General features: G+C 63.2%; 20 protein-coding genes. 7 read left to right on the plus strand and 13 right to left on the minus strand.

Translation table 11 applies throughout. The features are described from left to right. Positions 1-4: 4 nt before the first annotated feature. The 11 genes from M1D34_RS17010 to M1D34_RS17060 all read right to left on the minus strand — a co-directional run bounded on the left by M1D34_RS17010 (position 5) and on the right by M1D34_RS17060 (position 13,001). On the minus strand, positions 5-910 hold the full coding sequence (locus tag M1D34_RS17010; RefSeq protein WP_127596373.1) for a DMT family transporter: 906 nt from the start codon (positions 908-910) through the stop codon (positions 5-7). 126 nt (positions 911-1,036) lie between these two features. Beyond that, positions 1,037-2,521 carry a nucleobase:cation symporter-2 family protein gene (locus M1D34_RS17015; protein WP_027992409.1) on the minus strand — a complete coding sequence of 495 codons (1,485 nt, stop codon included), beginning with the start codon at positions 2,519-2,521 and terminating at the stop codon, positions 1,037-1,039. A 204-nt stretch (positions 2,522-2,725) separates the two neighbouring features. Beyond that, complete coding sequence (locus M1D34_RS17020; RefSeq protein WP_027992408.1) at positions 2,726-4,198, minus strand: nucleobase:cation symporter-2 family protein; 1,473 nt, start codon at positions 4,196-4,198, stop codon at positions 2,726-2,728. A 255-nt stretch (positions 4,199-4,453) separates the two neighbouring features. Continuing rightward, complete coding sequence (locus M1D34_RS17025) at positions 4,454-6,178, minus strand: ABC transporter substrate-binding protein (RefSeq protein ID WP_003530325.1); 1,725 nt, start codon at positions 6,176-6,178, stop codon at positions 4,454-4,456. A gap of 81 nt (positions 6,179-6,259) precedes the next feature. Beyond that, positions 6,260-6,679, minus strand: coding sequence for a DUF2160 domain-containing protein (locus M1D34_RS17030; RefSeq protein WP_003530327.1), 420 nt, complete (start codon positions 6,677-6,679; stop codon positions 6,260-6,262). Next, positions 6,679-7,503: a carbohydrate ABC transporter permease gene (locus tag M1D34_RS17035; RefSeq protein ID WP_010970356.1), complete on the minus strand. Its 825-nt coding sequence runs from the start codon at positions 7,501-7,503 to the stop codon at positions 6,679-6,681. The genes M1D34_RS17030 and M1D34_RS17035 overlap by 1 nt, the downstream gene beginning before the upstream one ends. Before the next feature lie 20 nt (positions 7,504-7,523). Further along, positions 7,524-8,390, minus strand: a complete 867-nt coding sequence (locus tag M1D34_RS17040; protein ID WP_003530331.1) for a carbohydrate ABC transporter permease — start codon at positions 8,388-8,390, stop codon at positions 7,524-7,526. 1 nt (position 8,391) lies between these two features. After that, a complete protein-coding gene (locus M1D34_RS17045; RefSeq protein WP_107608487.1) occupies positions 8,392-9,462 on the minus strand; it encodes an ABC transporter ATP-binding protein in 1,071 nt (356 codons plus the stop codon). Between the two features lie 23 nt (positions 9,463-9,485). Then, positions 9,486-10,556 carry an ABC transporter ATP-binding protein gene (locus M1D34_RS17050; RefSeq protein ID WP_010970354.1) on the minus strand — a complete coding sequence of 357 codons (1,071 nt, stop codon included), beginning with the start codon at positions 10,554-10,556 and terminating at the stop codon, positions 9,486-9,488. A gap of 38 nt (positions 10,557-10,594) precedes the next feature. After that, complete coding sequence (gene glpD, locus M1D34_RS17055) at positions 10,595-12,106, minus strand: glycerol-3-phosphate dehydrogenase (RefSeq protein WP_498780035.1); 1,512 nt, start codon at positions 12,104-12,106, stop codon at positions 10,595-10,597. Positions 12,107-12,236: 130 nt separating this feature from the next. Then, complete coding sequence (locus M1D34_RS17060) at positions 12,237-13,001, minus strand: DeoR/GlpR family DNA-binding transcription regulator (protein WP_003530340.1); 765 nt, start codon at positions 12,999-13,001, stop codon at positions 12,237-12,239. A 167-nt stretch (positions 13,002-13,168) separates the two neighbouring features. On the opposite strand from M1D34_RS17060, the gene M1D34_RS17065 reads away from it, so the two are divergent. From M1D34_RS17065 to M1D34_RS17095, 7 genes are all read left to right on the plus strand, one after another. Beyond that, positions 13,169-13,939, plus strand: coding sequence for an SDR family NAD(P)-dependent oxidoreductase (locus M1D34_RS17065; protein ID WP_010970352.1), 771 nt, complete (start codon positions 13,169-13,171; stop codon positions 13,937-13,939). A 157-nt stretch (positions 13,940-14,096) separates the two neighbouring features. Beyond that, positions 14,097-14,993 carry a LysR family transcriptional regulator gene (locus M1D34_RS17070; RefSeq protein ID WP_010970351.1) on the plus strand — a complete coding sequence of 299 codons (897 nt, stop codon included), beginning with the start codon at positions 14,097-14,099 and terminating at the stop codon, positions 14,991-14,993. Positions 14,994-15,169: 176 nt separating this feature from the next. After that, complete coding sequence (locus tag M1D34_RS17075) at positions 15,170-15,649, plus strand: formate dehydrogenase subunit gamma (protein ID WP_003530346.1); 480 nt, start codon at positions 15,170-15,172, stop codon at positions 15,647-15,649. Continuing rightward, entirely contained in the window at positions 15,646-17,202 is a 1,557-nt protein-coding gene (locus M1D34_RS17080; RefSeq protein ID WP_498780039.1) for a formate dehydrogenase beta subunit, read from the plus strand. Before M1D34_RS17075 ends, M1D34_RS17080 begins: the two co-directional genes overlap by 4 nt. Positions 17,203-17,461: 259 nt before the next feature. Continuing rightward, positions 17,462-20,341 carry a formate dehydrogenase subunit alpha gene (fdhF, locus tag M1D34_RS17085; protein ID WP_010970349.1) on the plus strand — a complete coding sequence of 960 codons (2,880 nt, stop codon included), beginning with the start codon at positions 17,462-17,464 and terminating at the stop codon, positions 20,339-20,341. Positions 20,342-20,349: 8 nt separating this feature from the next. Then, positions 20,350-21,222, plus strand: coding sequence for a formate dehydrogenase accessory sulfurtransferase FdhD (fdhD, locus tag M1D34_RS17090; RefSeq protein ID WP_498780041.1), 873 nt, complete (start codon positions 20,350-20,352; stop codon positions 21,220-21,222). Positions 21,223-21,239: 17 nt separating this feature from the next. Further along, a complete protein-coding gene (locus M1D34_RS17095; protein ID WP_010970348.1) occupies positions 21,240-21,473 on the plus strand; it encodes a formate dehydrogenase subunit delta in 234 nt (77 codons plus the stop codon). Between the two features lie 144 nt (positions 21,474-21,617). Here the strand turns inward: M1D34_RS17095 and M1D34_RS17100 are convergent, their stop codons facing one another. Then, positions 21,618-23,399, minus strand: coding sequence for a methyl-accepting chemotaxis protein (locus M1D34_RS17100; RefSeq protein WP_498780043.1), 1,782 nt, complete (start codon positions 23,397-23,399; stop codon positions 21,618-21,620). A gap of 279 nt (positions 23,400-23,678) precedes the next feature. Next, positions 23,679-24,158: a chemotaxis protein CheW gene (locus M1D34_RS17105; protein ID WP_498780044.1), complete on the minus strand. Its 480-nt coding sequence runs from the start codon at positions 24,156-24,158 to the stop codon at positions 23,679-23,681. Positions 24,159-24,334 lie beyond the last annotated feature (176 nt).

Below are 24,334 nucleotides of genomic sequence, written 5' to 3' on the forward strand. Positions count from 1 at the left end.
GAAATTACCCTCCGACAGTGGCAACCCTGGGCCGCGTAGGCATGGTCATGGCGGCGACGCCGGCGATGACGCAGCCGAGGCCGAGCCATGCAGTGGTCGAAAGCGTTTCCCCGAGAAATACCACTCCGATCGCAACGCCGATCGGAACGCGCACATAGGCCTGTGCCGTCGCGCCGACGGAACCGAGCGTGTGGATCAGGCGGAAATAGATGACGAAGGCGAGCGCGGTCGAGAAGACGGACAGGCAGAGGAGCGCAATCAGCGATTCCGGCGAGGGATCGAGCGTCCAGGGTCGATCGACGACGAGGCTCGCCGGGATGAGCAGGGCCGCACCCGCGAGAAGCGATCCGCAAGCGGGCATCATCGGATCGAGCCCCCTGAAGCCCTTCCCGAATATCGCCGCGCCGGCATAGCAGACCGTCGCAATAACGACCGCAAGCTGCGGGATGAGCTGATCTCCGATGCCGCGGAAGGCCTCGAGACCGATGATCAGCCCGATTCCGGCGATGCCTGCAAGGACGCCCAGGAACTTGCGGGCGGTAACTGGCTCGTGCCGGGTGATCAGCGCCGTCAGGAGAAAGGCGAAGATCGGCGTCGTGGAGTTGAGGATGGCCGCGACGCCGGCATCGATCGTGCGCTCCGACCAGGCGATCAGGGTGAAGGGAACGACGCTGTTCAAGCAGGCCTGGAACAGGAACCGCCGCCACATCGCCCCGTCGCGCGGCAATGTCAGGCCGCGCCACGCGATCAGCGCCAGAAGAACCGTGCCGGCAATCAGCGTTCGCGCGGCGATCAGCGTAACCGGGGGGATGGTTTCGACGCCGATCTTGATGAAGGTGTAGGAGGCGCCCCAGAGCGTTGCGAGGGCGACAAGCAGAAGCAGTTCGAGAGCGAGACGTGGCCTGTCCATGAATGTGGTCCTTGTGAATCGTTGTTCATCGGACCATTCCTAGCGTCCGGAGCCGCGGCGATGCTTCGGTGCCGATCGAAGTGTGGCGCAATACCCCGCGGGCTTTTGCCCGCGGGGTATTGCGGTTCAATGGCCGTCTGCCAGCCGCGCGGCCTCGACGCATGCGGAACGCTCGATGCTGAGGCCGTTGAAGAAGGCATTGAGCACGACGGCCGAGACCGCGGCCAGCACTATGCCGGACTCGATGATGGGATGGATCGCGTGCGGCATCCACATCAGGAAGTTGGGTGCGATCATCGGAATGAGGCCGAAGCCGACGGAGACGGCGACCACGAACAGGTTGTTGCGCGAGGACTTGAAGTCGACCGTCGAGAGAATCCTGACGCCGGTTGCCGCCACCATGCCGAACATCACGAGCCCCGCACCGCCGAGAACGAAGGTCGGAACCGCCTCGACCAGCGCGCCCATCTTCGGGATAACGCCCAGCAGGATCATGATGACTCCGCCCATCACGCAGACGTAGCGGCTCTTGACGCCGGTGACGCCGACGAGGCCGACATTCTGCGAGAAGCTCGTATAGGGAAATGTGTTGAAGAGACCGCCGATGATGGTGCCGAGGCCGTCCACCCGAAGTCCGGCGGTCAATTGCTGCTGCTTGACCTCGCGGTTCGTCATCTCGCCGAGTGCCAGGAACATGCCGGTCGATTCGATCATCACGACGATCATGACGAGCGACATGGTGGCGATCAGCACCGGGTCGAAGATCGGCATGCCGAAGCGCAAGGGCGTCACGACGGCGAACCAGCCGGCGCTCGCCACCCGATCGAAATGCATCATGCCGAGCAGGGCTGCCGCGACGCATCCGATCACGATGCCGATCAGAACCGCGATGTTGCTGATGAGCCCCTTGCCGAAACGGGCCACCACGAGAATGGAGACCAGCACGAAGGCGGCAAGCGCCACATGGCCCGGTTCGGCATAGATCGGGTTCGGAACCGTGGCGCCGAGGACCAGCCCATCCGGCACGGCCGGACCGCCGCTTGCGGCGAGCTGCTTCAAGCCGGCCAGCCACTGTGCGTGGGCCGGATCGACGAGTTTCGGCGCCGTCGGACCGAAGGGATTGCCGAATATCCAGTTGACGCCGACGCGCATCAGGGTCACCCCGATGACGAGAATGATGGTGCCGGTGACGACGGGCGGGAAGAACTTCAACAGGCGTCCCATGATGGGCGCGATGAGAAGCGCGACGAGGCCGGCGCCGATGATCGCGCCGAAGATCGTCCGTGCCCCGTCGATCCCGGGCGTCATGGCGGCCATGGAGACCATCGGGCCGACGGCGGCAAAGGTGACGCCCATCATCACGGGAAGGCGGATGCCTATGCCCCTGGTCAGCCCGAGCGACTGGATGATGGTGACGATGCCGCAGACGAACAGGTCCGCCGAGATCAGGAAGGCGACGTCTTCCGGGCTCAGCTGCAGCGCCCGGCCGACGATCAGGGGCACCGCGACGGCGCCGCCATACATGACAAGAACATGCTGTATCCCAAGCGTCGCAAGCCTGCCGATCGGCAGGCGCTCGTCCACGGGATGTATGCTGGATGCGTCGTTCATGGTTCCTCCTCCATCGCCGCGACCGTCCGTTCCCGTCCTCCAACGGGGAGGGGAACTTTTCGTGCGGCGGGAGCATGCCGCAAGGGTGCAGGAAGTGAAAACACTTTCGGGTTTTCGAGGGTAATCGGGCGCATCGGGGGCGATCCGGACGAGCATGTGCCCGGATCGCGTTTTCGCCGGTTCAGCGGAACGGATTGCCGTGTGTCAATGCGCTTCCGCGGCAAGCACGGGCACTTCCGTGCCGTTGGCGTCGTAGAGCTTGCCGTTGAGGAAATAGTCGCCGTCGTGCAGCCGCGCGATGTCCTGATAGCGCAGCGTCCGCTCCGTGCCGGCGACGAACACCGATTGCTGGTCCGAGTTCCCGGCGGTCATATGGTTGAAGATCAGGTTGAGGCTGATCGCCATCAGCGCGGCGGAGCTGATGCCGGAATGGAAGATCGTCTCGACCCAGGCCGGGAAATGCTCGTAGAAGGTCGGCGAGGCGATCGGGATCATGCCGAAGCCGATCGAGGTCGCGACGATGACCAGGTTCATGTTGTTGGCGTAGTCCACCTTCGACAGGGTGCGGATGCCGCTCGCCGCGACCGTGCCGAAGAGCACGATGCCGGCGCCGCCGAGCACGGAACTCGGAACCGCCGCGACGATGCGGCCCATGACAGGCAGAAGACCGAGCGTGACGAGAAACAGGCCGCCGGTTGCAACGACATAGCGGCTCTTGACCCCGGTGACCGCCACCAGCCCGACATTCTGGGCAAAGGCGCTCTGGGTGAAGGAGCCGAAGATCGGTGCGAGCAGGCTCGACAGCATGTCGGCCCTGAGGCCGTCGCCGAGCCGGCGCGAATCCACTTTCGTCTCGATGATTTCGCCGACCGCCAGAATGTCCGCCGAAGTCTCGACCAGCGTCACCATGATGACGATGAACATCGAAGCGATCGCCGCGACTTCGAAGGTCGGATAGCCGAAGTGGAAGACCAGCGGAAGCGCGAAGAAAGGCCCTTCGGTCACCTGCGAGAAATCAGCCATGCCGGCGAAATAGGCTATCACCGTACCGATGATCAGGGCGAGCAGGATCGAGAGCCGCGAGATCGCGGCGCTTCCGAGCTTGCTGAGCAGAAGCACGATGACGAGCGTGACCGCTGCAAGCTGGATATTGGCGGGACTGCCGAAATCGGGCGCACTGCTGTTGCCGCCCATGGCCCAGCGCGCGGCCACGGGCATCAGCGTCAGTCCTATGGTGGTGATCACGATGCCGGTGACGAGCGGCGGAAAAAAGCGGGTGATCCGCGAGAATATGGGCGTTATCAGCAGGCCGATCAGCGAGGCGGCAATGACGGCGCCGAGCACCGACTGAAGCCCCCCATTGCCGGAAATGGCGATCATCGTCGCCACGCCGGAAAAGGAAACGCCCTGAACCAGCGGCAACTGGCTTCCGAAGAAGGGCAGGCCGATGGTTTGCAATATGGTGGCGAGCCCGCCGGCAAACAGGGATGCCGTGATGAGCAGGCCGATGTCGCCGGAGCCGAGGCCTGCGGCCTGGCCCAGTATCAGGGGCACGGCGACGATGCCTCCATACATCGTCAGTACGTGCTGCAGGCCATAGGCCAGATTGGCGCCGATGCCGAGCTTCTCATCCTCCGGGCGCGTTGGTGATACGGTTTCCTCTGCACTGTTTGCCAAGGTAATCTCCTCCAATACCTTTGCATGTCATCCACTTCCTACGAAGAAGGTGGCAAATAATGGCAGCGGCGATAGGGCGCTGCCTTACCGAAATTGGGGAAACAGTTTTCGCCTGGCGGGCGGTAATGCTGCGGTGGTCAGAGCGGCGAGCGCGGGGTGGCACCCGATTCGAAACGAAAAAACCGGGGCCGTTTCCAGCCCCGGTGCCGCATCTCCCCTGAAGAACGCCGCCGACGGATCGGCGGCGTCTATCGATCAGTTCGTCTGCCAGCTCTTGACCAGCTCGTCATAATTGACGGTGGTCGGCTTTTCCTTCTCGTTCTCGACCTTGAGCTGCGGTGCGAGGTTGCCGGCCTTCACGGCTTCCGCGTTCCAATATTCGAGGTCGTGCTCTTCGGCGAGCTTCGGACCGATGTCGCCCTGGACTCCCGCACGTTCCAGGCGCTGCAGCACCTTCTCCTGCTCGGCGCAGAGCGAGTCCATCGCTTCCTGGGCGGTCTTCGCGCCGGAGGAAGCGTCGCCGATCGCCTGCCACCAGAGCTGTGCCAGCTTCGGATAGTCGGGCACGTTCGTTCCGGTCGGCGACCACTGCAGGCGGGCCGGCGAACGGTAGAACTCGATCAGGCCGCCGAGCTTCGGGGCGCGTTCGGTGAAGCTCTGATGGTCGAGCGTCGACTGGCGGATGAAGGTGAGGCCGACATGGCTCTTCTTCACGTCCACCGTCTTGGAGGTTACGAACTGCGCGTAGAGCCACGCAGCCTTGGCCCTGTCGTCCGGCGTCGACTTCAGAAGAGTCCAGGACCCGGCGTCCTGGTAGCCGAGCTTCATGCCGTCCTTCCAGTAGACGCCGTGCGGGCTCGGGGCAAAACGCCACTTCGGTGTGCCGTCCTCGTTCACGACCGGCAGGCCTTCCTTCACGAAGTCGGCGGTGAAGGCCGTATAGGTGAACATCTGCTGGGCGACCTCGCCCTGCGATGGTACCGGGCCGGATTCCGAGAAGGTCATGCCCTGGGCAGCAGCCGGCGCATAGGCCTTCATCCAGTCGAGATATTTCTGGATGGCGTAGACCGAGGCCGGGCCGTTGGTGTCGCCGCCGCGCGCGACGCAGGATCCGACGGGCCGCGAGTTCTCGTCGACCTTGATGCCCCACTCGTCGACCGGCTTGCCGTTCGGGATGCCCTTGTCGCCGTTGCCGGCCATCGACAGCCAGGCATCGGTGAAGCGCCAGCCGAGCGACGGGTCCTTCTTGCCGTAGTCCATGTGGCCATAGACCTTCTTCCCGTCGATCTCGCGGCCGGTGAAGAACTCGGCGATGTCCTCATAGGCCGACCAGTTGACCGGAACGCCGAGTTCGTAGCCGTACTTCGCCTTGAAGTCCGCCTTGTTCTTCTCGTCGTTGAACCAGTCGTAGCGGAACCAGTAGAGGTTCGCGAACTGCTGGTCGGGAAGCTGGTAGAGCTTGCCGTCCGGAGCGGTGGTGAAGGATTTGCCGATGAAGTCGTCGATGTCGAGGTTGGGGTTGGTGACGTCCTTGCCCTCGTTCGCCATGAAGTCGGTCAGGCTGCGCGCCTGCTGGTAGCGCCAGTGCGTGCCGATCAGGTCAGAGTCGTTGATATAGGCGTCATAGACGTTCTCGCCCGACTGCATCTGCGTCTGCAGTTTTTCGACGACGTCGCCTTCGCCGATCAGGTCATGGGTGATCTTGATGCCGGTGATCGCGGTAAAGGCCGGTGCCAGCACCTTCGATTCATATTCATGCGTGGTGATCGTTTCGGAAACGACCTTGATCTCCATGCCGGCAAAGGGCTTTGCCGCATCGACGAACCATTGCATTTCCGCTTCCTGGGCAGCGCGGTCGAGCGAGGACATGTCGCCGACTTCCTTGTCCAGGAACTGCTTTGCCTCGTCCATCCCGGCAAATGCCGAGCCGGTAAATGCCAGCAGCATAGCCGCCGTCGTTGTCAAAAGGTGCCTTCGCATTAAATCCTCCCTTGGGTTTTGCGATTGCGTTCACTTGCAGTTTCAAAGGGCGCCCGCGGTGAGCGCCCTTCGTTTGGTTCCTCAGACGTAGCGGAAGACGCCGACCGCGTAGATCACCGACAGGGCGACCGCCCACCAGAGATTTGCGCCGACCAGCCCCAGCCAGGCGAGGTGAATGAATGCGCTTCCGAGCAGCGAGACGAAGAGCCGGTCGCCGCGGGTCGTCTCGAAGCGCAGGATGCCGACGCGCGGGTTTCCGCCCGGCCGGGCATATTCCCAGACGGCCATCAGCGACAGGAGCGCGAAGATCGTCAGAAAGAACATGGCGGTCGGGAAAGACCAGGCCATCCAGCCGCCGGGGATCAGCGGGGCGAACCAGTCGGTCTTGCCGTCCTTGGCCGGCAGAACGGAAAAAAGCAGGCCGGCTGCGGTGAGATAGACGACGAGCACGGCGGCAAGCGCGACGGGCCAGCGGTTCTTGCGAGTGGCGATGGTTGCCATCAGACCCTCCCCAGGGCGAAGCCCTTGGCGATGTAATTGCGAACGAAATAGATGACGAGCGCACCGGGGATGATCGTCAGCACGCCGGCGGCGGCGAGCACGCCCCAGTCGAGACCGGAAGCGGAGACCGTGCGCGTCATCGTCGCGGCGATCGGCTTGGCGTCGGTCGTCGTCAGGGTGCGGGCGATCAGCAGCTCGACCCACGAGAACATGAAGCAGAAGAAGGCTGCCACGCCGATGCCGGACGCGATCAGGGGTACGAAGATCTTCACGAAGAAGCGCGGGAAGGAGTAGCCGTCGATATAGGCGGTCTCGTCGATCTCCTTCGGCACGCCGGACATGAAGCCTTCCAGGATCCAGACGGCGAGCGGCACGTTGAACAGGCAATGCGCGATCGCCACCGCGATGTGCGTGTCGATGAGACCGAAGGCGGAATAGAGCTGGAAGAAGGGCAGCGCGAAAACCGCCGGCGGCGCCATCCGGTTGGTGAGCAGCCAGAAGAACAGGTGCTTGTCGCCGAGAAAGCGGTAGCGTGAAAAGGCGTAGGCTGCCGGCAGCGCCACCGTCACGGAGATCAGCGTGTTCAGGACGACATAGGTGATCGAGTTGATGTAGCCGTTGTACCAGGAGGGATCGGTAAAGATCACCGCATAGTTCCGAAGCGTCGGATTCTGCGGCCACAGCGAGAAGGTGCTGAGGATCTCGCTCGTCTCCTTGAAGCTCATATTGACGAGCCAGTAGATCGGCAGGAGCAGGAAGACGATGTAGATCGTCGGCACCAGCCAGGAGAGGCGCTGCGAAAGTGGTTGCTTGTTGGTCATCATGATGTCTCCTCCCTCCTTTCTCAGCCTTGCGCGTCGCTCGTGGTCATCACCGTGTAGAAGATCCACGACAGGAGCAGGATGATGAGGAAGTAGATGATCGAGAGGGCTGCGGCCGGACCGAGGTCGAACTGGCCGATCGCCGTCTTGACGAGATCGATCGACAGGAAGGTCGTCGAATTGCCCGGGCCGCCGCCGGTCACGACGAAGGGTTCCGTATAGATCATGAAGCTGTCCATGAAGCGCAGCAGGAAGGCGATCAGGAGCACGCGCTTCATCTTCGGAAGCTGGATGTAGCGGAAGACCGACCAGCGCGAGGCGCCGTCGATCTTGGCGGCCTGGTAGTAGGCGTCCGGGATCGAGACGAGGCCGGCATAGCAGAGCAGCACGACGAGGCTCGTCCAGTGCCAGACGTCCATGACGATCAGCGTGACCCAGGCGTCGAGCGGATTCTGCACGTAATTATAGTTGATGCCGAGCGAGGCGAGCGTGCGCCCGAGCAGGCCGATGTCGACGCGGCCGAAGACCTGCCAGATGGTGCCGACGACGTTCCACGGAATGAGCAGCGGCAGCGCCATCAGAACGAGGCAGATCGGCACGCCGATGCCTCTCTTCGGCATGTTGAGCGCGATGACGATGCCGAGCGGGATCTCGATCGCCAGAATGATCGCCGAGAAGATCAGGTTGCGGGTGAGCGCATCCCAGAAGCGGTCGGATTCGAGCACGTCCAGGAACCAGTCGGTGCCGGCCCAGAAGAACTCGTTATTGCCGAATGTGTCCTGGACCGAATAGTTGACGACGGTCATCAGCGGGATCACCGCCGAGAAGGCGACGAGCACCAGCACCGGCAGGACCATGAACCAGGCCTTGTTGTTCCAGGTCTTTTCCATGTCAGGCCTCCCCGCCGACGCGCCAGGAATCGGCGTAGATGTTGATTGCCTTCGGATCGAAGGTGACACGCGGCTCGGCGGGGATCTCGCCGTCCTCGTCGACGATGATCGAGATCGGCCGGTCGGCGAAGCGCGCGCGCACGACCTTGTGGCGGCCGATATCCTCGACCTTCGTGACGGCGACCGGCATGCCTTCGCGGCCGAGGGAAATGAATTCCGGACGGATGCCGAGTTCGGTCCTGGCGCCGGGCTTGATCTGCGGCTGGAAATTGAGCGCGATCCTCTGGTCGCCGACGGCTGCCGTGTTGCCGGCGATCTCGGCCGGCAGCACGTTCATGCCGGGAGAGCCGATGAAATAACCGACGAAGGTGTGGCGCGGCCGCTCGAAAAGCTCGGCCGGCGTGCCGATCTGGACGATCTGGCCGTCATACATGACGACGACCTTGTCGGCGAAGGTGAGCGCCTCGGTCTGGTCGTGCGTCACATAGACCATGGTGAAGCCGAACTGCTTGTGCAGCCGCTTGATCTGCGAGCGCAGGACCCATTTCATTTCCGGATCGATGACGGTCAGCGGCTCGTCGAAGAGGATGGCGCTGACGTCCGAGCGCACGAGGCCGCGGCCCAGCGAAATCTTCTGCTTCTGGTCGGCGGTCAGCCGGCGCGCGGTCTTATTGGCCCAGCTGCCGAGCCCGGTCATCTCTAGGATTTCCTTGACGCGGCGGTCGACCTCAGTTTCGGGCACATGCCGGTTGCGCAGCGGAAAGGCGAGATTGTCGTAGACGGTCATCGTGTCGTAGATGACCGGGAATTGGAACACCTGGGCGATGTTGCGCTGCTGCGTCGTCAGATGCGTGACGTCGGTTCCATCGAAAAGGATGCGACCCTCGGAAGGGTTGATCAGCCCCGAAATGATGTTGAGCAGCGTGGTCTTGCCGCAGCCGGAAGGGCCGAGCAGCGCATAGGCGCCACCGTCGTTCCATTCGTGATGGACCTCTCTCAGGGCGTAGTCGGACTCCGACTTCGGCCTGGCGCCGTAGGCGTGGCGGATATGTTCGAGATTGATGCGTGCCATGGTTTCCTCCCCGACGCCTTTTCTCAGGCCATCCCGCCGACAGCCCTGCCGTCCGGCCCGAAAGCCATGAGGTGGCGGGTATCGACGAAGACCTTTAGCATTGCGTCCGGTTCGATCTCGTGAATGCCGGGTGCGAGCATGACCCAGCGGGCGCCCGCGAAGGCGACGTGAATGAAACTTTCGGATCCGGTGATCTCCGAGATCGCCGTTTTTACGGTCAGCGGCTCGTCGCTGCCGTCCGGCTGGCCGAAAGAAAGGTGATGCGGCTGGAAGGCCACCGTGCAAGGACCGTCGGCGAGGGAGCGAAGATGGGAGGGAACGGCGAGCACCGGCTTACCTTCAAGCACGAACTGCGACCCCGTCTTCAGCAGGCCGATGGTGTTCAGCGGCGGATCGGCGAATGTGCGGGCCGTGACGATGTCGACCGGGCGGCGATAGACGTCGATGGTGCGGCCGAACTGGGTGATCCTTCCCTCGCTCAGGGTGGCGGTATTGCCGCCGAGCAAAAGCGCTTCCGACGGCTCTGTCGTCGCGTAGACGAAGATCGCGCCGGATGCGGCGAAGATCTTCGGCAGTTCCTCGCGCAGTTCCTCCCGCAGCTTGTAGTCGAGATTGGCAAGCGGCTCGTCGAGCAGCACCAGATCGGCATTCTTGACGATGGCGCGGGCGAGCGCGGTGCGCTGCTGCTGACCGCCGGACAGGTTGAGCGGCGTGCGGTCGAGATAGGGCGTGAGCTTCAGGAGTTCCGCCGCCTTGCGCACTTCGCGGTCGACGGTGGCGCCGTCGGCGCGCTTGATCCGCATCGGCGAGGCGATGTTCTCGTACACCGTCATCGCCGGATAGTTGATGAACTGCTGATAGACCATGGCAACCGAGCGCTTCTGAACCGGAACGCCGGTAACGTCGGCACCGTCGAAAAAGATCGAACCGGAGGCGGGCTTGTCGAGACCTGCCATCAGCCGCATCAGCGACGTCTTGCCGGAGAGCGTCGGGCCGAGCAGCACGTTGAGCGTCCCCCTCTCCAGCACAAGGTCGGTCGGGTGGATGTGCGTCTCTCCACCCACGACCTTGGATATCTTCTTCATTTCAAGCATTGAATTCTCCACCCCAACGGCAGTTCAGCCGTGGTACCTCAGGCGGCCGCGTTGACCGCGCCCCGCATATATTCCTCCAGTTCCGCGGTTTGCGCCCGCGAAAACTTCAGTCCCAGTTTCGTGCGGCGCCAAAGCACGTCCTCCGCGCGCAATGCCCATTCCTGCACGATGAGCCAATCCACTTCCGCAGCATAGAGATCCGCGCCGAAGTGCTTTCCGAGGTCGGCCTCGCTCGCGGCATTGCCGAGAAGCTGCGCCGCCCGCGTGCCGTAGAGCCGTACCAGCCGGCGGGCGTGGGAAGCGGTCAGGAAAGGATAGCGCGTCCTGAGCTTCGCGACCTCGTCGTCATAGCCGGCGGCCGGAAAATCGCCGCCCGGCAGATGCGATACGGCCGTCCATTTCCTGCCCTTTTCCCCGATGGTCTCGCCGATCTTCTCGAGCGCCGATTCCGCAAGCCGCCTGTAGGTGGTGAGCTTGCCGCCGAAGACGTTGAGCAGCGGTGCATCGCCGTTCTCGACGCGCAGCACATAGTCGCGGGTCGCCTCCTGCGCCTTGCTCGCACCGTCATCGAAAAGGGGGCGCACGGCGGAATAGGTCCACACGATATCCTCTCTGCCGACCGGGTCGCTGAAATATTCGCTCGCCGCCCTGCAGAGATAATCTATCTCCGCATTGCTGATGCGCACGTCAGCCGGATTGCCGGTGAAATCGCGATCGGTGGTTCCGATCAGCGTGAACTCGTCCTGGTAAGGAATGGCGAACATGATCCGCCCGTCCGGGTTCTGGAAGAAATAGGCGCGCGGATCGTCGAACTTCTTCTTCACGACGATATGGCTGCCCTGGACCAGGCGGACATTGCGGACGTCGTTGTTGCCGACCGCTTCGGAGAGAACCCGGTCCACCCAGGGGCCCGCGGCATTGACGAGCATGCGGGCGCGCATCGTCTCGCGCGCGCCCGTCTCCGTGCTCTCGATTTCGATTGCCCAACGGCCGCCCTCGCGGCGCGCCGCGACGACGCGGGTGCGTGCCATGATCCTCGCGCCGCGGTCGGCGGCGTCGCGCGCGTTCAGCACCACGAGGCGAGCATCGTCGACCCAGCCGTCCGAATATTCGAATGCTTTGGTGAAGAGGCCCTTCAGCGGTGCGCCCGCGGGATCGCGCGTCATGTCGAGCGTCTTCGTCGCCGGCAGAAGCTTACGGCCGCCTATATGATCGTAAAGGAAGAGGCCGAGGCGGATCAGCCATGCCGGCCGCGGACCACCCTTGTGGAAGGGCAGCACGAAGCGCATCGGCCAGATCACGTGCGGCGCCATCGCCCAGAGGACTTCGCGCTCCATCAGGGCTTCGCGCACGAGGCGGAATTCATAATGTTCGAGATAGCGCAAGCCGCCATGGATGAGCTTGGTCGAGCCGGAGGATGTTCCGGAGGCGAAATCGCTCATCTCCGCCAGCGCGACGGAATATCCGCGGCCAGCCGCATCACGCGCGATGCCGCATCCGTTGATGCCGCCGCCTATGACGAAGACGTCGAAGATCGTCTGCTCTGACACTCTTGTTTTCCCCTCCACACTCCGCGGCGCACAATTTGTGCAATCGCGAAAGTGAAAGCAGTTAAAGCGAAAATATTTCGAATGTCAAACGAATGTTTCCGGGCTCCGCGCCAGGGAATCGGAGACCGGATCAGACCTCGGTCTCGACCAGCCTCACATCCTGGTCAGCACAGATTTTCCGAACGTTTTCAATGATGCAGCGGTCGGTGATGAACGTCTGCACCTGCGAGATATGGCCGATACGCACCGGCGCGGTGCGTTCGAATTTCGTCGAATCCGAAACGAGGATGACATGGCGCGCATTGGCGATGATCGCCTGCGCCACCTTCACTTCGCGATAGTCGAAATCGAGCAGGGCTCCGTCGGAGTCGATCGCCGAGGCGCCGATCACCGCGAAATCCACCTTGAACTGCTTGATGAAGTCGACGGCGGCCTCTCCGACGATGCCGCCGTCGGAGCCGCGCACGACCCCGCCGGCGATCACCACCTCGATCGAGGGGAAGACCCGCAACCTGTTGGCAACGTTGATGTTGTTGGTGATGATCATCAGTTCCCGGTGGTCGAGGAGCGCTTCTCCGACTGCTTCCGTCGTGGTGCCGATATTGATGAAGAGCGAAGAATTGTCCGGGATGAGCGCGGCCGCGGCGCGGCCGATCGCCTGCTTTTCCGCTGCGGCGATCTGGCGGCGGGATTCGTATCTGACGTTTTCCTTGCCGCTCGGAAAAATGGCGCCGCCGTGAATGCGGTTCAAAACCCTGGCGTCGCAGAGATCGTTCAGATCCTTGCGGATCGTCTGCGGCGTAACGGAAAAGCGCTGGGCGAGATCCTCGACCAGCACGCGGCCTTCCGTTTTCGCCAGTTCCAAAATCTCCGCCTGTCGTCCGGTCAGATACATCCGCCCCTCGCGTTTCGTTTTCTTTCATAATATGCGAAAACGAAAGCGGTGCAATTTCAGATTAGAAATATCCAGCGCGTTCGATTTTCGTTGCGGCTTGCGCCCGATCTGCGCTGTAATCGGTGGAGGGGCACGCCAGTCCGACGTTATCGGGAGGAAGAAAGCGCATGTATCATCCGGCCTTGTTCAAGGGCATGAACGTGGTGGTCACCGGCGGCGGCAGGGGCATCGGCCTCGAGGTCGCACGGCAGTTCCTCGACTGCGGTGCGCGCGTGCTGGTGCATATGGGGCGGACGATCGCCGCCGACCGCCCGGAGTTTCTCGATCTTGCAGCGGCCGAGGGCAGGGCATTCCTCGCGGCGGCGGATTTCCTTGCCGAGGGGGGCGTCGAGAGCCTCGCCGATGTCGCGAGGAGCCGCTTCGACAGCGTCGATGTCCTCGTCAACAATGCCGGCACGATGGTCGGCCGTTTTCCGGCGGCCGATCTCACCGATGAGCAATACCGCATGGTCGTGCAGCTCAACCAGACCTCGGTCGTGGAGATGACCCGGACGATGCTGCCGCTCCTGCGCAAGGGCACGCATCCTGCGATCGTCAACACGGTTTCGATCTCGGCGCGCATGGGCGGCAGTCCGGGCTCTTCGATCTACTCTGCCACCAAAGCTTTCGTCGCAACCTATTCGAAGGCGCTGGCGCGTGAACTTGCGCCGGACGGCATCCGTGTCAACTGCGTCTCGCCCGGCACGATCACGACGGATTTCCACGAGCGCTATTCGACGCCGGAGAAGCTGGAAGCGACGCGCAAGACGATCCCGCTCGGCCGGCTCGGGACGGCGGAGGATTGCGCGCCGGCCTATCTCTTCCTCGCCGCACACGCGCTTTCGGGCTATATCACCGGCCAGGTCCTGGAGGTGAACGGTGGGCAGCTCATCGCTTGAGCGCGCGTCCGCCCCTCATCCGCCTGCCGGCACCTTCTCCCCGCTTGCGGGGAGAAGAGACTCGCGGCGGCGTCTTCAGTCCCCTCTCCCCGCGCTGCGGGGAGAGGGCTAGTCCTCGGGTTAGACCCTGGGAGAGGGACAAATCTAAAGGCCACGAATGATCGACAAGCTGGAATTCTTTCTCGCACTGGCCCGCGAACGGCATTTCGGCCGGGCGGCGGAGGAGTGCGGGGTGACGCAGCCGACGCTTTCGGCAGCGATCCGGCAGCTCGAAGAACAGCTCGGCGTCATTCTGGTCAATCGCGGATCACGTTTCCAGGGGCTGACGCCCGAAGGGCAGCGGGTGCTGGAATGGGCACGGCGGATCGTCAGTGACAGCCGTACGATGCGCGAGGAGATGCGTGCGGCGCGAAAAGGTCTCTCGGGGCATATGCGCCTCGCCGCGGTGCCGACGACCCTCTCCATGGTGCCGCTGATCACTGCGCCCTTCCAGGAGAAGCATCCGGACGTCACCTTCTCGGTGCTTTCGACCACATCGCTGCAGATCCTCGCGCTCCTCGAAAACCTCGAGATCGATGCCGGTCTGACCTATCTGGAGAACGAGCCGCTCGGCCGGGTGACGAGCGTGCCCCTGCAGATCGAGCAATATCATCTGGTTACGGCCGCCGGTACGGCGCTTTCGGATCGCGAAAGCGTGACCTGGAAGGAAGTGAGCGACATTCGGCTTTGTCTATTGACGGCCGACATGCAGAACCGGCGCATCATCAATCAGCACTTTGCCGAGGCAGGCGCGGTCCCGAAGCCGACCCTCGAATCGAATTCGATGATCGTGCTCTTCTCCCACGTCCGGACGGGCCGGTGGGCGAGCATCATGCCTTATAACGTTGCGAAATCATTCGGTTTTCACGAGGATATACGGATGATCCCGATCGTCGATCCGGACGTCCGCCATACGGTGGGCCTGGTCGCCACCTATCGTGAGCCGTTCACGCCGCTCGTCTCCGCGCTGTTGCACGAGGCCCGTATCCTCGGTGAGCGCAACCAGGTTCAATAGAAATTTTCTATCGATCGACGGAACAGCCTTATTGACCCATGGAAGCATAAGCGCGAAGCTTGTTTCATGGGCAAAGAGCGTGAAATCTCCGATCTTTGCCAAGTGGTTGAGACAGCGGCGCGACGACGGTCGGGGAGATCTTGGCGGTGCGGCCGCGAGCCGGGAGGGCTCTTTCAGTGAATATCCATCTGCCGCGTGCAGACGTGACCGAACGGACGCTGGCGATCGTCGGCGAACTCAAGGGGCTCGAAGGCCCGCTTATTCCCATTCTGCACGAAATCCAGGACGAGTTCGGCTATGTGCCGGAGGAGAGCCTGCCGGTGATCGCGCGGGAACTCAATCTGTCGCGCGCCGAAGTCTATGGCGTGGTTACCTTCTATCACGATTTTCGCGAGCATCCGGCCGGGCGCCATGTGCTGAAGCTCTGTCGCGCCGAAGCCTGCCAGTCGATGGGCGGCGACCGGCTTGCGGAGCGCGCCAAAGCGCTTCTCGGGATCGATTTCCATGAGACGACGCCGGACGGCGCCGTGACGCTCGAGCCGGTCTACTGTCTCGGGCTCTGTTCCTGCTCGCCGTCGGCGATGCTCGACGGCGAGGTTCATGCGCGGCTCGACGAAACAGTGCTCGAGGCGCTGGTTGCGGAGGCGCGCCGATGACCGTCACGATCTACATTCCCCGGGATGCGGCGGCCCTTGCGCTTGGCGCCGAAAAGGTGGCGGAGGCGATGGCCGGCGAGATCGCCGCACGCGGGCTCGACGCCACGATCGTCCGCAACGGCTCGCGCGGCATGCACTGGCTTGAGCCGCTGGTCGAAGTCGAAACGGCCGGAGGGCGCGTCGCCTACGGCCCGGTGAAGGCGAGCGACGTTGCCTCGCTTCTCGATGCCGGGCTGATTTCGAGTGGCGCGCATCCGCTCTGCCTCGGCAAGACCGAGGAGATTCCATTTCTCAAGCGACAGACGCGGCTTACCTTTGCCCGCTGCGGCGTCATCGATCCTCTCTCGCTCGAAGATTATCGCGCTCATCGGGGCTTGCTCGGTCTCGAGCGGGCGATCGCAATGCAACCAGCGGCGATCGTTGCCGAGGTCACGGAAAGCGGCCTTCGCGGCCGCGGCGGCGCCGGCTTCCCGACCGGCATCAAATGGAAGACCGTCCTGGAGGCGCGAGGGCCGCGGAAATACATCGTCTGCAATGCCGACGAGGGCGACAGCGGAACTTTTGCCGACCGGATGATCATGGAAGGCGATCCCTTTGTGCTGATCGAAGGCATGGCGATCGCCGGTATCGCGACCGGCGCGACCAAGGGCTACATCTATACCCGTTCGGAATATCCGCATGCGATCGCGGTGATGAGCGCGGCGATCGAGATCGCCCGGGCCGCCGGTGTGCTCGGCGCTTCGGTGCTCGGCTCGGCGCACGCCTTCGACATGGAAGTGCGCACCGGCGCCGGCGCCTATGTCTGCGGCGAGGAGACCTCGCTCCTGAACAGCCTCGAAGGCAAGCGCGGGCTCGTGCGCGCCAAGCCGCCGCTGCCGGCACACAAGGGTCTTTTCGACCGCCCGACCGTCATCAACAACGTCATCTCGCTTGCTTCCGTGCCGGTGATCCTCGACAAGGGCGCCGGTTACTATCGCGATTTCGGCATGGGCCGGTCGCGCGGAACGATCCCGCTGCAGATCGCCGGCAACGTCAAGCATGGAGGGCTCTTCGAGACCGCATTCGGCCTGACGCTCGGCGAGATCGTCGACGAGATCGGCGGCGGCACGGCGAGCGCCCGGCCGGTCAAGGCCGTCCAGGTCGGCGGCCCGCTCGGCGCCTATTTCCCGCGGGCGCTGTTCGATACGCCCTTCGACTACGAGGCATTTGCCGCCAGAGACGGGCTCATCGGTCATGCCGGCATCGTCGTCTTCGACGACACGGCAGACATGCTGAAGCAGGCGCGTTTCGCGATGGAATTCTGTGCCGTCGAAAGCTGCGGCAAGTGCACCCCCTGCCGCATCGGTTCGACACGCGGCGTCGAGGTGGCCGACAGGATTGCCGCCGGCATCGAGCCGGAGAAGAACCGCGAACTGCTCGCCGATCTCTGCAACACGATGAAGTTCGGTTCCCTCTGCGCCCTTGGCGGCTTCACGCCCTATCCGGTGATGAGCGCGATGACGCACTTCCCGGAGGATTTTTCACCGGTGCCGGTGGTGGAGGCTGCGGAATGATGAGCCTTGCACGTCGAGATTTGCCCCTCACGCTTTATGCTGGGAAGCCCCTCACGCTTTATTCTCGGAAGCCCCTCACCCTAACCCTCTCCCCGCAAGCGGGGAGAGGGGACAGCCCATGTGCGGCGGCTGCGGTTGCGCAGGACGGTGCGGCATATCCCTTCTCCCCGCGAGCGGGGAGAAGGTGGCGGCAGCCGGATGAGGGGCGGACGGCAGAGTCGGCAATCGCCCCGAACGCAATTTTTCAGGAGGCCCGCTAATGTCTCTCATTCATGAAATCGACTACGGCACTCCTGCTTCCAAATCCGAAAAGCTGGTGACGCTGACGATCGACGGACGCGAGATCACGGTGCCGGAAGGCACGTCGATCATGCGCGCGGCGATGGAAGCGGGCATCGAGGTGCCGAAGCTTTGCGCATCCGACATGATGGATGCCTTCGGTTCCTGCCGGCTCTGTCTCGTAGAGATCGACGGGCGCGCCGGCATGCCGGCCTCCTGCACGACGCCGGTGGCGGCGGGCATCAGCGTTTCGACGCAGACGCAGCGGCTGAAGGATGTCCGCCGCGGCGTCATGGAGCTCTATATTTCCGACCACCCGCTCGACTGCCTCACCTGCGCGGCCAATGGCGATTGCGAGCTGCAGGACATGGCCGGTGCCGTGGGCCTGCGCGACGTGCGCTACGGCTATGACGGCGAAAACCATGTGACGGCGCGCAACAATGGCGAGATCAACGCCAAATGGGCGCCGAAGGACGAATCGAACCCGTATTTCACCTATGATCCGGCCAAGTGCATCGTCTGCTCGCGCTGCGTGCGGGCCTGCGAGGAAGTGCAGGGCACCTTCGCGCTGACGATCAGCGGCCGCGGCTTCGATTCGCGCGTCTCCGCCGGCATGAACGAGGATTTCGTTTCCTCCGAATGCGTCTCCTGCGGCGCCTGCGTGCAGGCTTGCCCCACGGCGACGCTGACGGAAAAATCGGTGATCGAGATCGGCCAGCCGGAGCATTCGGTCGTCACCACCTGCGCCTATTGCGGAGTCGGCTGCTCGTTCAAGGCGGAGATGCGCGGCGAGGAGCTGGTGCGCATGGTGCCCTGGAAGGACGGCCAGGCGAATCGCGGCCATTCCTGCGTCAAGGGCCGCTTCGCCTATGGTTACTCCAACCACAGGGACCGCATCCTCAATCCCATGGTCCGCGAGAAGGTCACCGATCCCTGGCGCGAGGTCACCTGGGAAGAGGCTTTCGCGCATGTCGCCTCCGAGTTCCGCCGCATCCAGTACCAGTACGGCCGCGATTCCGTCGGCGGCATCACGTCTTCGCGCTGCACCAATGAGGAAACCTTTCTGGTGCAGAAGCTGGTGCGTGCCGGTTTCGGCAACAACAATGTCGACACCTGCGCCCGCGTCTGCCATTCGCCGACCGGCTACGGCCTCAACCAGACCTTCGGCACCTCCGCCGGCACGCAGGATTTCGACAGCGTGGAGCACACGGATGTTGCGGTCATCATCGGTGCCAACCCGACCGACGGCCATCCGGTCTTCGCCTCGCGGCTGAAGAAGCGGCTGCGCCAAGGCGCCAAGCTGATCGTCATCGATCCGCGCCGGATCGACCTCGTCCGCTCGGCCCATGTCGAAGCGTCGTACCACCTGCCCCTGAAGCCCGGCACCAACGTCGCCATCCTGACGGCGATTGCGCATGTCATCGTCACGGAAGGCCTTGCCAACGAAGCCTTCATCCGCGAGCGCTGCGACTGGTCGGAATTCGAAGACTGGGCGGCCTTCGTCGCCGAGCCCCATCACAGCCCGGAAGCGACCGAAGCCTATACCGGCGTTCCGCCGGAACTGGTGCGCGGGGCTGCGCGGCTTTACGCCACGGGCGGCAACGGCGCGATCTATTACGGCCTCGGCGTCACCGAGCACAGCCAGGGCTCGACGACAGTGATGGCGATCGCCAACCTTGCCATGCTCACCGGCAACATCGGCCGGCCGGGCGTCGGCGTCAATCCGTTGCGCGGCCAGAACAACGTCCAGGGCTCCTGCGACATGGGCTCCTTCCCGCACGAGCTTCCCGGCTACCGGCATATTTCGGACGATGCGACGCGCGAGATCTTCGAGAAGCTCTGGGGCGTGACGCTCAATCATGAGCCGGGCCTGCGCATCCCCAACATGCTCGACGCCGCCGTCGAGGGCACCTTCAAGGGGCTCTACGTGCAGGGCGAGGACATACTGCAGTCGGATCCGGACACGAAGCACGTCGCCGCCGGCCTTGCCGCAATGGAATGCGTCGTGGTGCACGATCTCTTCCTCAACGAGACGGCCAACTACGCCCATGTCTTCCTGCCCGGATCGACCTTCCTCGAAAAGGACGGAACCTTCACCAATGCCGAGCGCCGCATCAACCGCGTCCGGCGCGTCATGCGGCCGAAGAACGGCTATGCCGATTGGGAGGTGACGCAGAAGATGGCGCAAGCCATGGGGCTTGCCTGGAACTACCGCCATCCGTCCGAGATCATGGACGAGATCGCGGCGACGACGCCGAGCTTTGCCATGGTCTCCTACGACTATCTGGACAAGATGGGCTCGGTGCAGTGGCCGTGCAATGAAAAGGCGCCGCTCGGCTCGCCCATCATGCATGTCGACGGTTTCGTGCGCGGCAAGGGCAAGTTCATCCGCACCGAATATGTGGCGACCGACGAGAGGACCGGCCCGCGCTTCCCGCTGCTTCTGACGACCGGCCGTATTCTCAGCCAGTACAATGTCGGCGCCCAGACGCGGCGCACGGAGAACGTCGTCTGGCATGCGGAAGACCGGCTGGAAATCCACCCGCACGACGCGGAGCAGCGTGGCATCCGCGACGGGGACTGGGTCAGGCTCGCCAGCCGCTCGGGCGACACGACGCTCCGCGCGCTGATCACCGACCGCGTCGCACCGGGCGTCGTCTATACGACCTTCCATCACCCGTCGACGCAGGCGAACGTCATCACCACGGACTTTACCGACTGGGCGACCAACTGCCCGGAATACAAGGTGACCGCGGTGCAGGTCTCGCCGTCGAACGGTCCCTCCGACTGGCAGCGCGACTATGACGAGCAGGCTCGCCAGTCGCGTCGCATTGCCGGCAAGCTGGAGGCGGCGGAATAGGAGCGAGAATGGCGGGCAAGCGAGTTTCGTCCTCTCCATCCGGAACGACGGCGACGGTCCCGGAGGCTGCGCGGCGCGGCGGCATCCTCGTCGCGCAGTCGCGCGTGGTGCCCGAGGAAACGCCGGTCGCCTTCACCTATGGCGGTTCGACGCATGCGGTGATGATGGCGACACCTGCCGATCTCGAGGATTTCGCCATCGGCTTCAGCCTGACCGAAGGGATCATCACCGGTCCCGAACAGATCGACGACATAGACACCGTCGTCGAGGAAAAGGGCATCGACCTGCAGATCAGGCTCGAGGACGAACAGAACGACGCTCTGCAGCTCAGACGTCGCCACATGGCCGGGCCGGTCGGCTGCGGTCTCTGCGGGATAGAGTCGATCGATGAGGCCGTTCGCCCGACGCCGGACGTCTCCGGCTCCCTGCTTCGCCTTTCCGAGCAGGACGTGGTGGACGCCGTCGCGCTTCTCAATGGACAGCAGCCGCTGCATTTCGAGACACGGGCTGTGCACGGTGCGGCCTTCTACGTGCCGGGACGCGGGCTGATCGCGGTTCGCGAGGATGTCGGGCGTCACAATGCGCTGGACAAGCTCACCGGAGCGGCCGCGCGCGCCGGCTTCAGGGGCGCCCAGGGCGCGGTTGTCGTCACGTCGCGGGTGTCGGTCGAGATGGTGCAGAAAACCGCGATCGTCGGAAGCCCGGTGATCATCGCCATTTCCGCACCGACGGCGCTCGCCATCCGCACGGCGGAAGGGGCGGGCATGACCCTCATCGCACTTGTCCGCGGTGACGAGTTTGAAATCTTCACGCATGCGGAGCGCATCATCCGAAACGACGAGGAGCCTGCGTCCTTATCCGCCCGCGTGCCGCTATTCTGAATCCGGAGCAATCGTTCATGTCTGACCCCAACGCCAAGCTCGTCTATATGGCAAACCAGATTGCCACTTTCTTCCTGACCCAGCCGGCGGCGGGGGCGGCCGAGGGCGTGGCGACGCACATCAATAAATATTGGGAGCCGCGCATGCGCCGCAAGCTCTTCGAGCATATCGCGCATGGCGGTGAAGGGTTGAACCCGCTGGTGCTCGAAGCGGCTGAGAAGATCCGCCGTCCGCAGGTCCTAGAGCACTGACAGGAAAGGCTTGCCCTTCGATCCTCATTCTTGTGCCTGTCACAGGAATCCATCCTCTGCCAGGCAAGTGTGTGAGGGAGAGCTTATGCTCTTCCCGACGGGGGAGCCGTTAGGCTCGAAAAATGAGCGCGGGCGGGCGTGCGGTCAGAAATTCTCCCAGTCGTCCGCGGCGGGAGCGAGCGCGAGATTGGATCTCGTGCCGCTGCGCAGCGCCTTTGCCGTTGCGTGGAGCCGCGTGGGCGAATGAGGCGCTTCCATCCTGTTGTCGCTTGCGGGCGAAGCGTCCCGTCCGATGCGGAACTGACGCAGCAGGGCGTGCAACGCGTCCGCCTCCTGCGACATCCGATGGCTCGCGGCCGTGCTTTCCTCCACCATGGCGGCGTTCTGCTGAGTCGTCTGATCCATCGCATTGACCGCCTGGTTGATTTCCTTGAGCCCGGTCGACTGTTCGCGGGCCGCTTCCACGATCGCCGAGACGTTGTGATTTATCTCCTGCACCTGCGCCAGGATGGTTTCCAGGGCGGTACCGGTCTGGCCGACCAGCGATACGCCGTTCCTCACATGCTCGCCTGAAGCGGTGATAAGGGTCTTGATGTCCTTTGCCGCGCTGGCCGATCGCTGCGCCAGTTCGCGGACCTCCTGAGCCACGACGGCAAAGCCCTTGCCGGCTTCTCCGGCACGCGCCGCCTCGACACCGGCGTTGAGCGCCAGCAGGTTCGTCTGGAAGGCGATGTCGTCGATCACGCCGATGATGTTGCTGATTTCCCGCGAGGATTGCTCGATCTGGCCCATGGCGCCGATCGCGCTTTTGACGACAAGTCCGGAGCGCTCGGCGCCGTCCTTCGTCTTTGCGACCAGATTGCCTGCTTCCTCGGCGCGGCGGCTGGAATCCGCGACAGTCGTGGTGATCTCGTCCAGCGCTGCGGCCGTTTCCTCGACGGAGGCCGCCTGCTGTTCGGTGCGTTTCGACAGGTCGTCGGCGGCAGACCGGATCTCGCGCGCGCCGCCAGCGATCGCGCTGGCATTTTCGCCGACCGTCTGCATGGCCCGACAGAGGCGGACAAGCGCTTCGTTGAAGTCCTTGCGCACCATTTCCATGCTGGGAACGAAGGGCGTGTCGATCGATTGTGCCAGATCGCCCTCGGCAAGCGCACGCAGGCCGGCTCCGAGCGAATTGATCGCGGCCATGCGTTCGGTAACGTCTGTCGCGAATTTGACCACCTTGTAAACCCGGCCGTTCGGATCGCGAATGGGGTTGTAGGCCGCCTGGATCCAGACTTCCTTGCCGCCCTTGCCGTAGCGGACGAATTCGTTGGCGATGAATTCGCCCTGGGCCAGCCGCCTCCAGAAATCGGCATATTCGGCCGTGTCGGTATAACCGGGCTCGCAGAACATGCTGTGGTGCCGGCCCTGGATTTCGGAGAGCTGATAGCCGAGCGTGTTGCAGAAGTTCTCGTTGGCTGTCATCACCTCGCCGGCAGGCGAGAACTCGATCATCGCCTGCGAGCGGGAAATGGCATCGAGCTTGCCGGCATCTTCCGTGGCCTTCATCTTGGCTGGGGTGATGTCGGTTGCGAACTTGACGACCTTGCAGGGCTTGCCGTTTCGGAAGACCGGGTTGTAGCTCGCCTGGATCCAGATCTCCCGTCCGCCCTTGGCGAGGCGTCGGTAGCTGTTGCTGTCGAGTTCGCCGCGGCCGAGGCGCGCCCAGAACTCACGATACTCCTCAGTCGCCACGAATTCCGGCGCGCAGAAGATGCGATGGTGCTGTCCGACGATTTCCTGCAGACTGTAGCCGAGCGCCTTGCAGAAATTCTCGTTGGCATCGAGGACATTGCCGGCGAGATCGAATTGAATGATTGCCTGCGATTTGGACAAGGCGTCGATGATCTGCCGTGCGTCACGGCTCCTGGTGAAAGAAAACATGATCCCCTCTGAAATTTTCGCGAAGAAACGGCCGCGGAGCGGACGTTTGTGATCTGCTTCGCCGTCCTTCAGGAAAGGGCGGCCGCCGGTTGCTGGGGAGATTTCGAAATCACTGAGGGCGTCATGCCGCTGTTCAATCTAAATTAGTAAAGCGAACTTAATTTCTCGTTAAAATAGAAATTGCTTCTTATCTACTCGCAAAATGATGTATTCCTTCGTCACTGGAGCGACTCACTGCAGGAAACAGTGAATCGCTCTGGATATGCTTGATGCCCAGGCTCAGGCCGCCAGCTCTTCCGTTTCCCGCTCCTTGAACATGCGGGCGAGATTGAGGAAGCAGATCATGCCCGATTCATTGGCGATGATGCCTTCCGCAAAGCTCTTGTCGAAGGACACGGTGACTTCCGGCACAGGCTGTACCTGACTGCCCTGAACGGTCAGAATATCGGAAACGCGGTCGACGACGAGACCGATGACCATGTTGTGGACCTCTGCGACCACGATCGCGCTGCGTTCGTTGGTGACGGTCGATTTCATGCCGAGCTTGTGGGCGAGGTCGATGATCGGGATCACCGTGCCGCGCAGGTTCATCACGCCGATCACTTCCGGCGGAGCATGCGGGATGGGCGTCGAGGGCGCCCAGCCGCGTATCTCGCGGATCGTCGTGGTCTTGACGCAAAATTCCTGGTCGTGGAGGCGAAACGCTATGATTTCGAGCGTCTCGCCGTCAAATCCGGCTGCTCTCTGCGTGCTTGTCATCGAAGGTCCTTCCAGCTTTCCGGTCGTGGTGGTCCGCCGATGACATCCGGCGAGGCGCAAGCCGCTTCATGCACGGAAAAATCCGCCTTGCGCTCCGTATGCCTATACTAGGCGCGGATTCGTTAAACCTTTGCTGAACGTTCGCCCCTCGCAGGAGAGCGAGGTGGGGACGCGGC

Source organism: Ensifer sp. D2-11 (assembly GCF_054161295.1).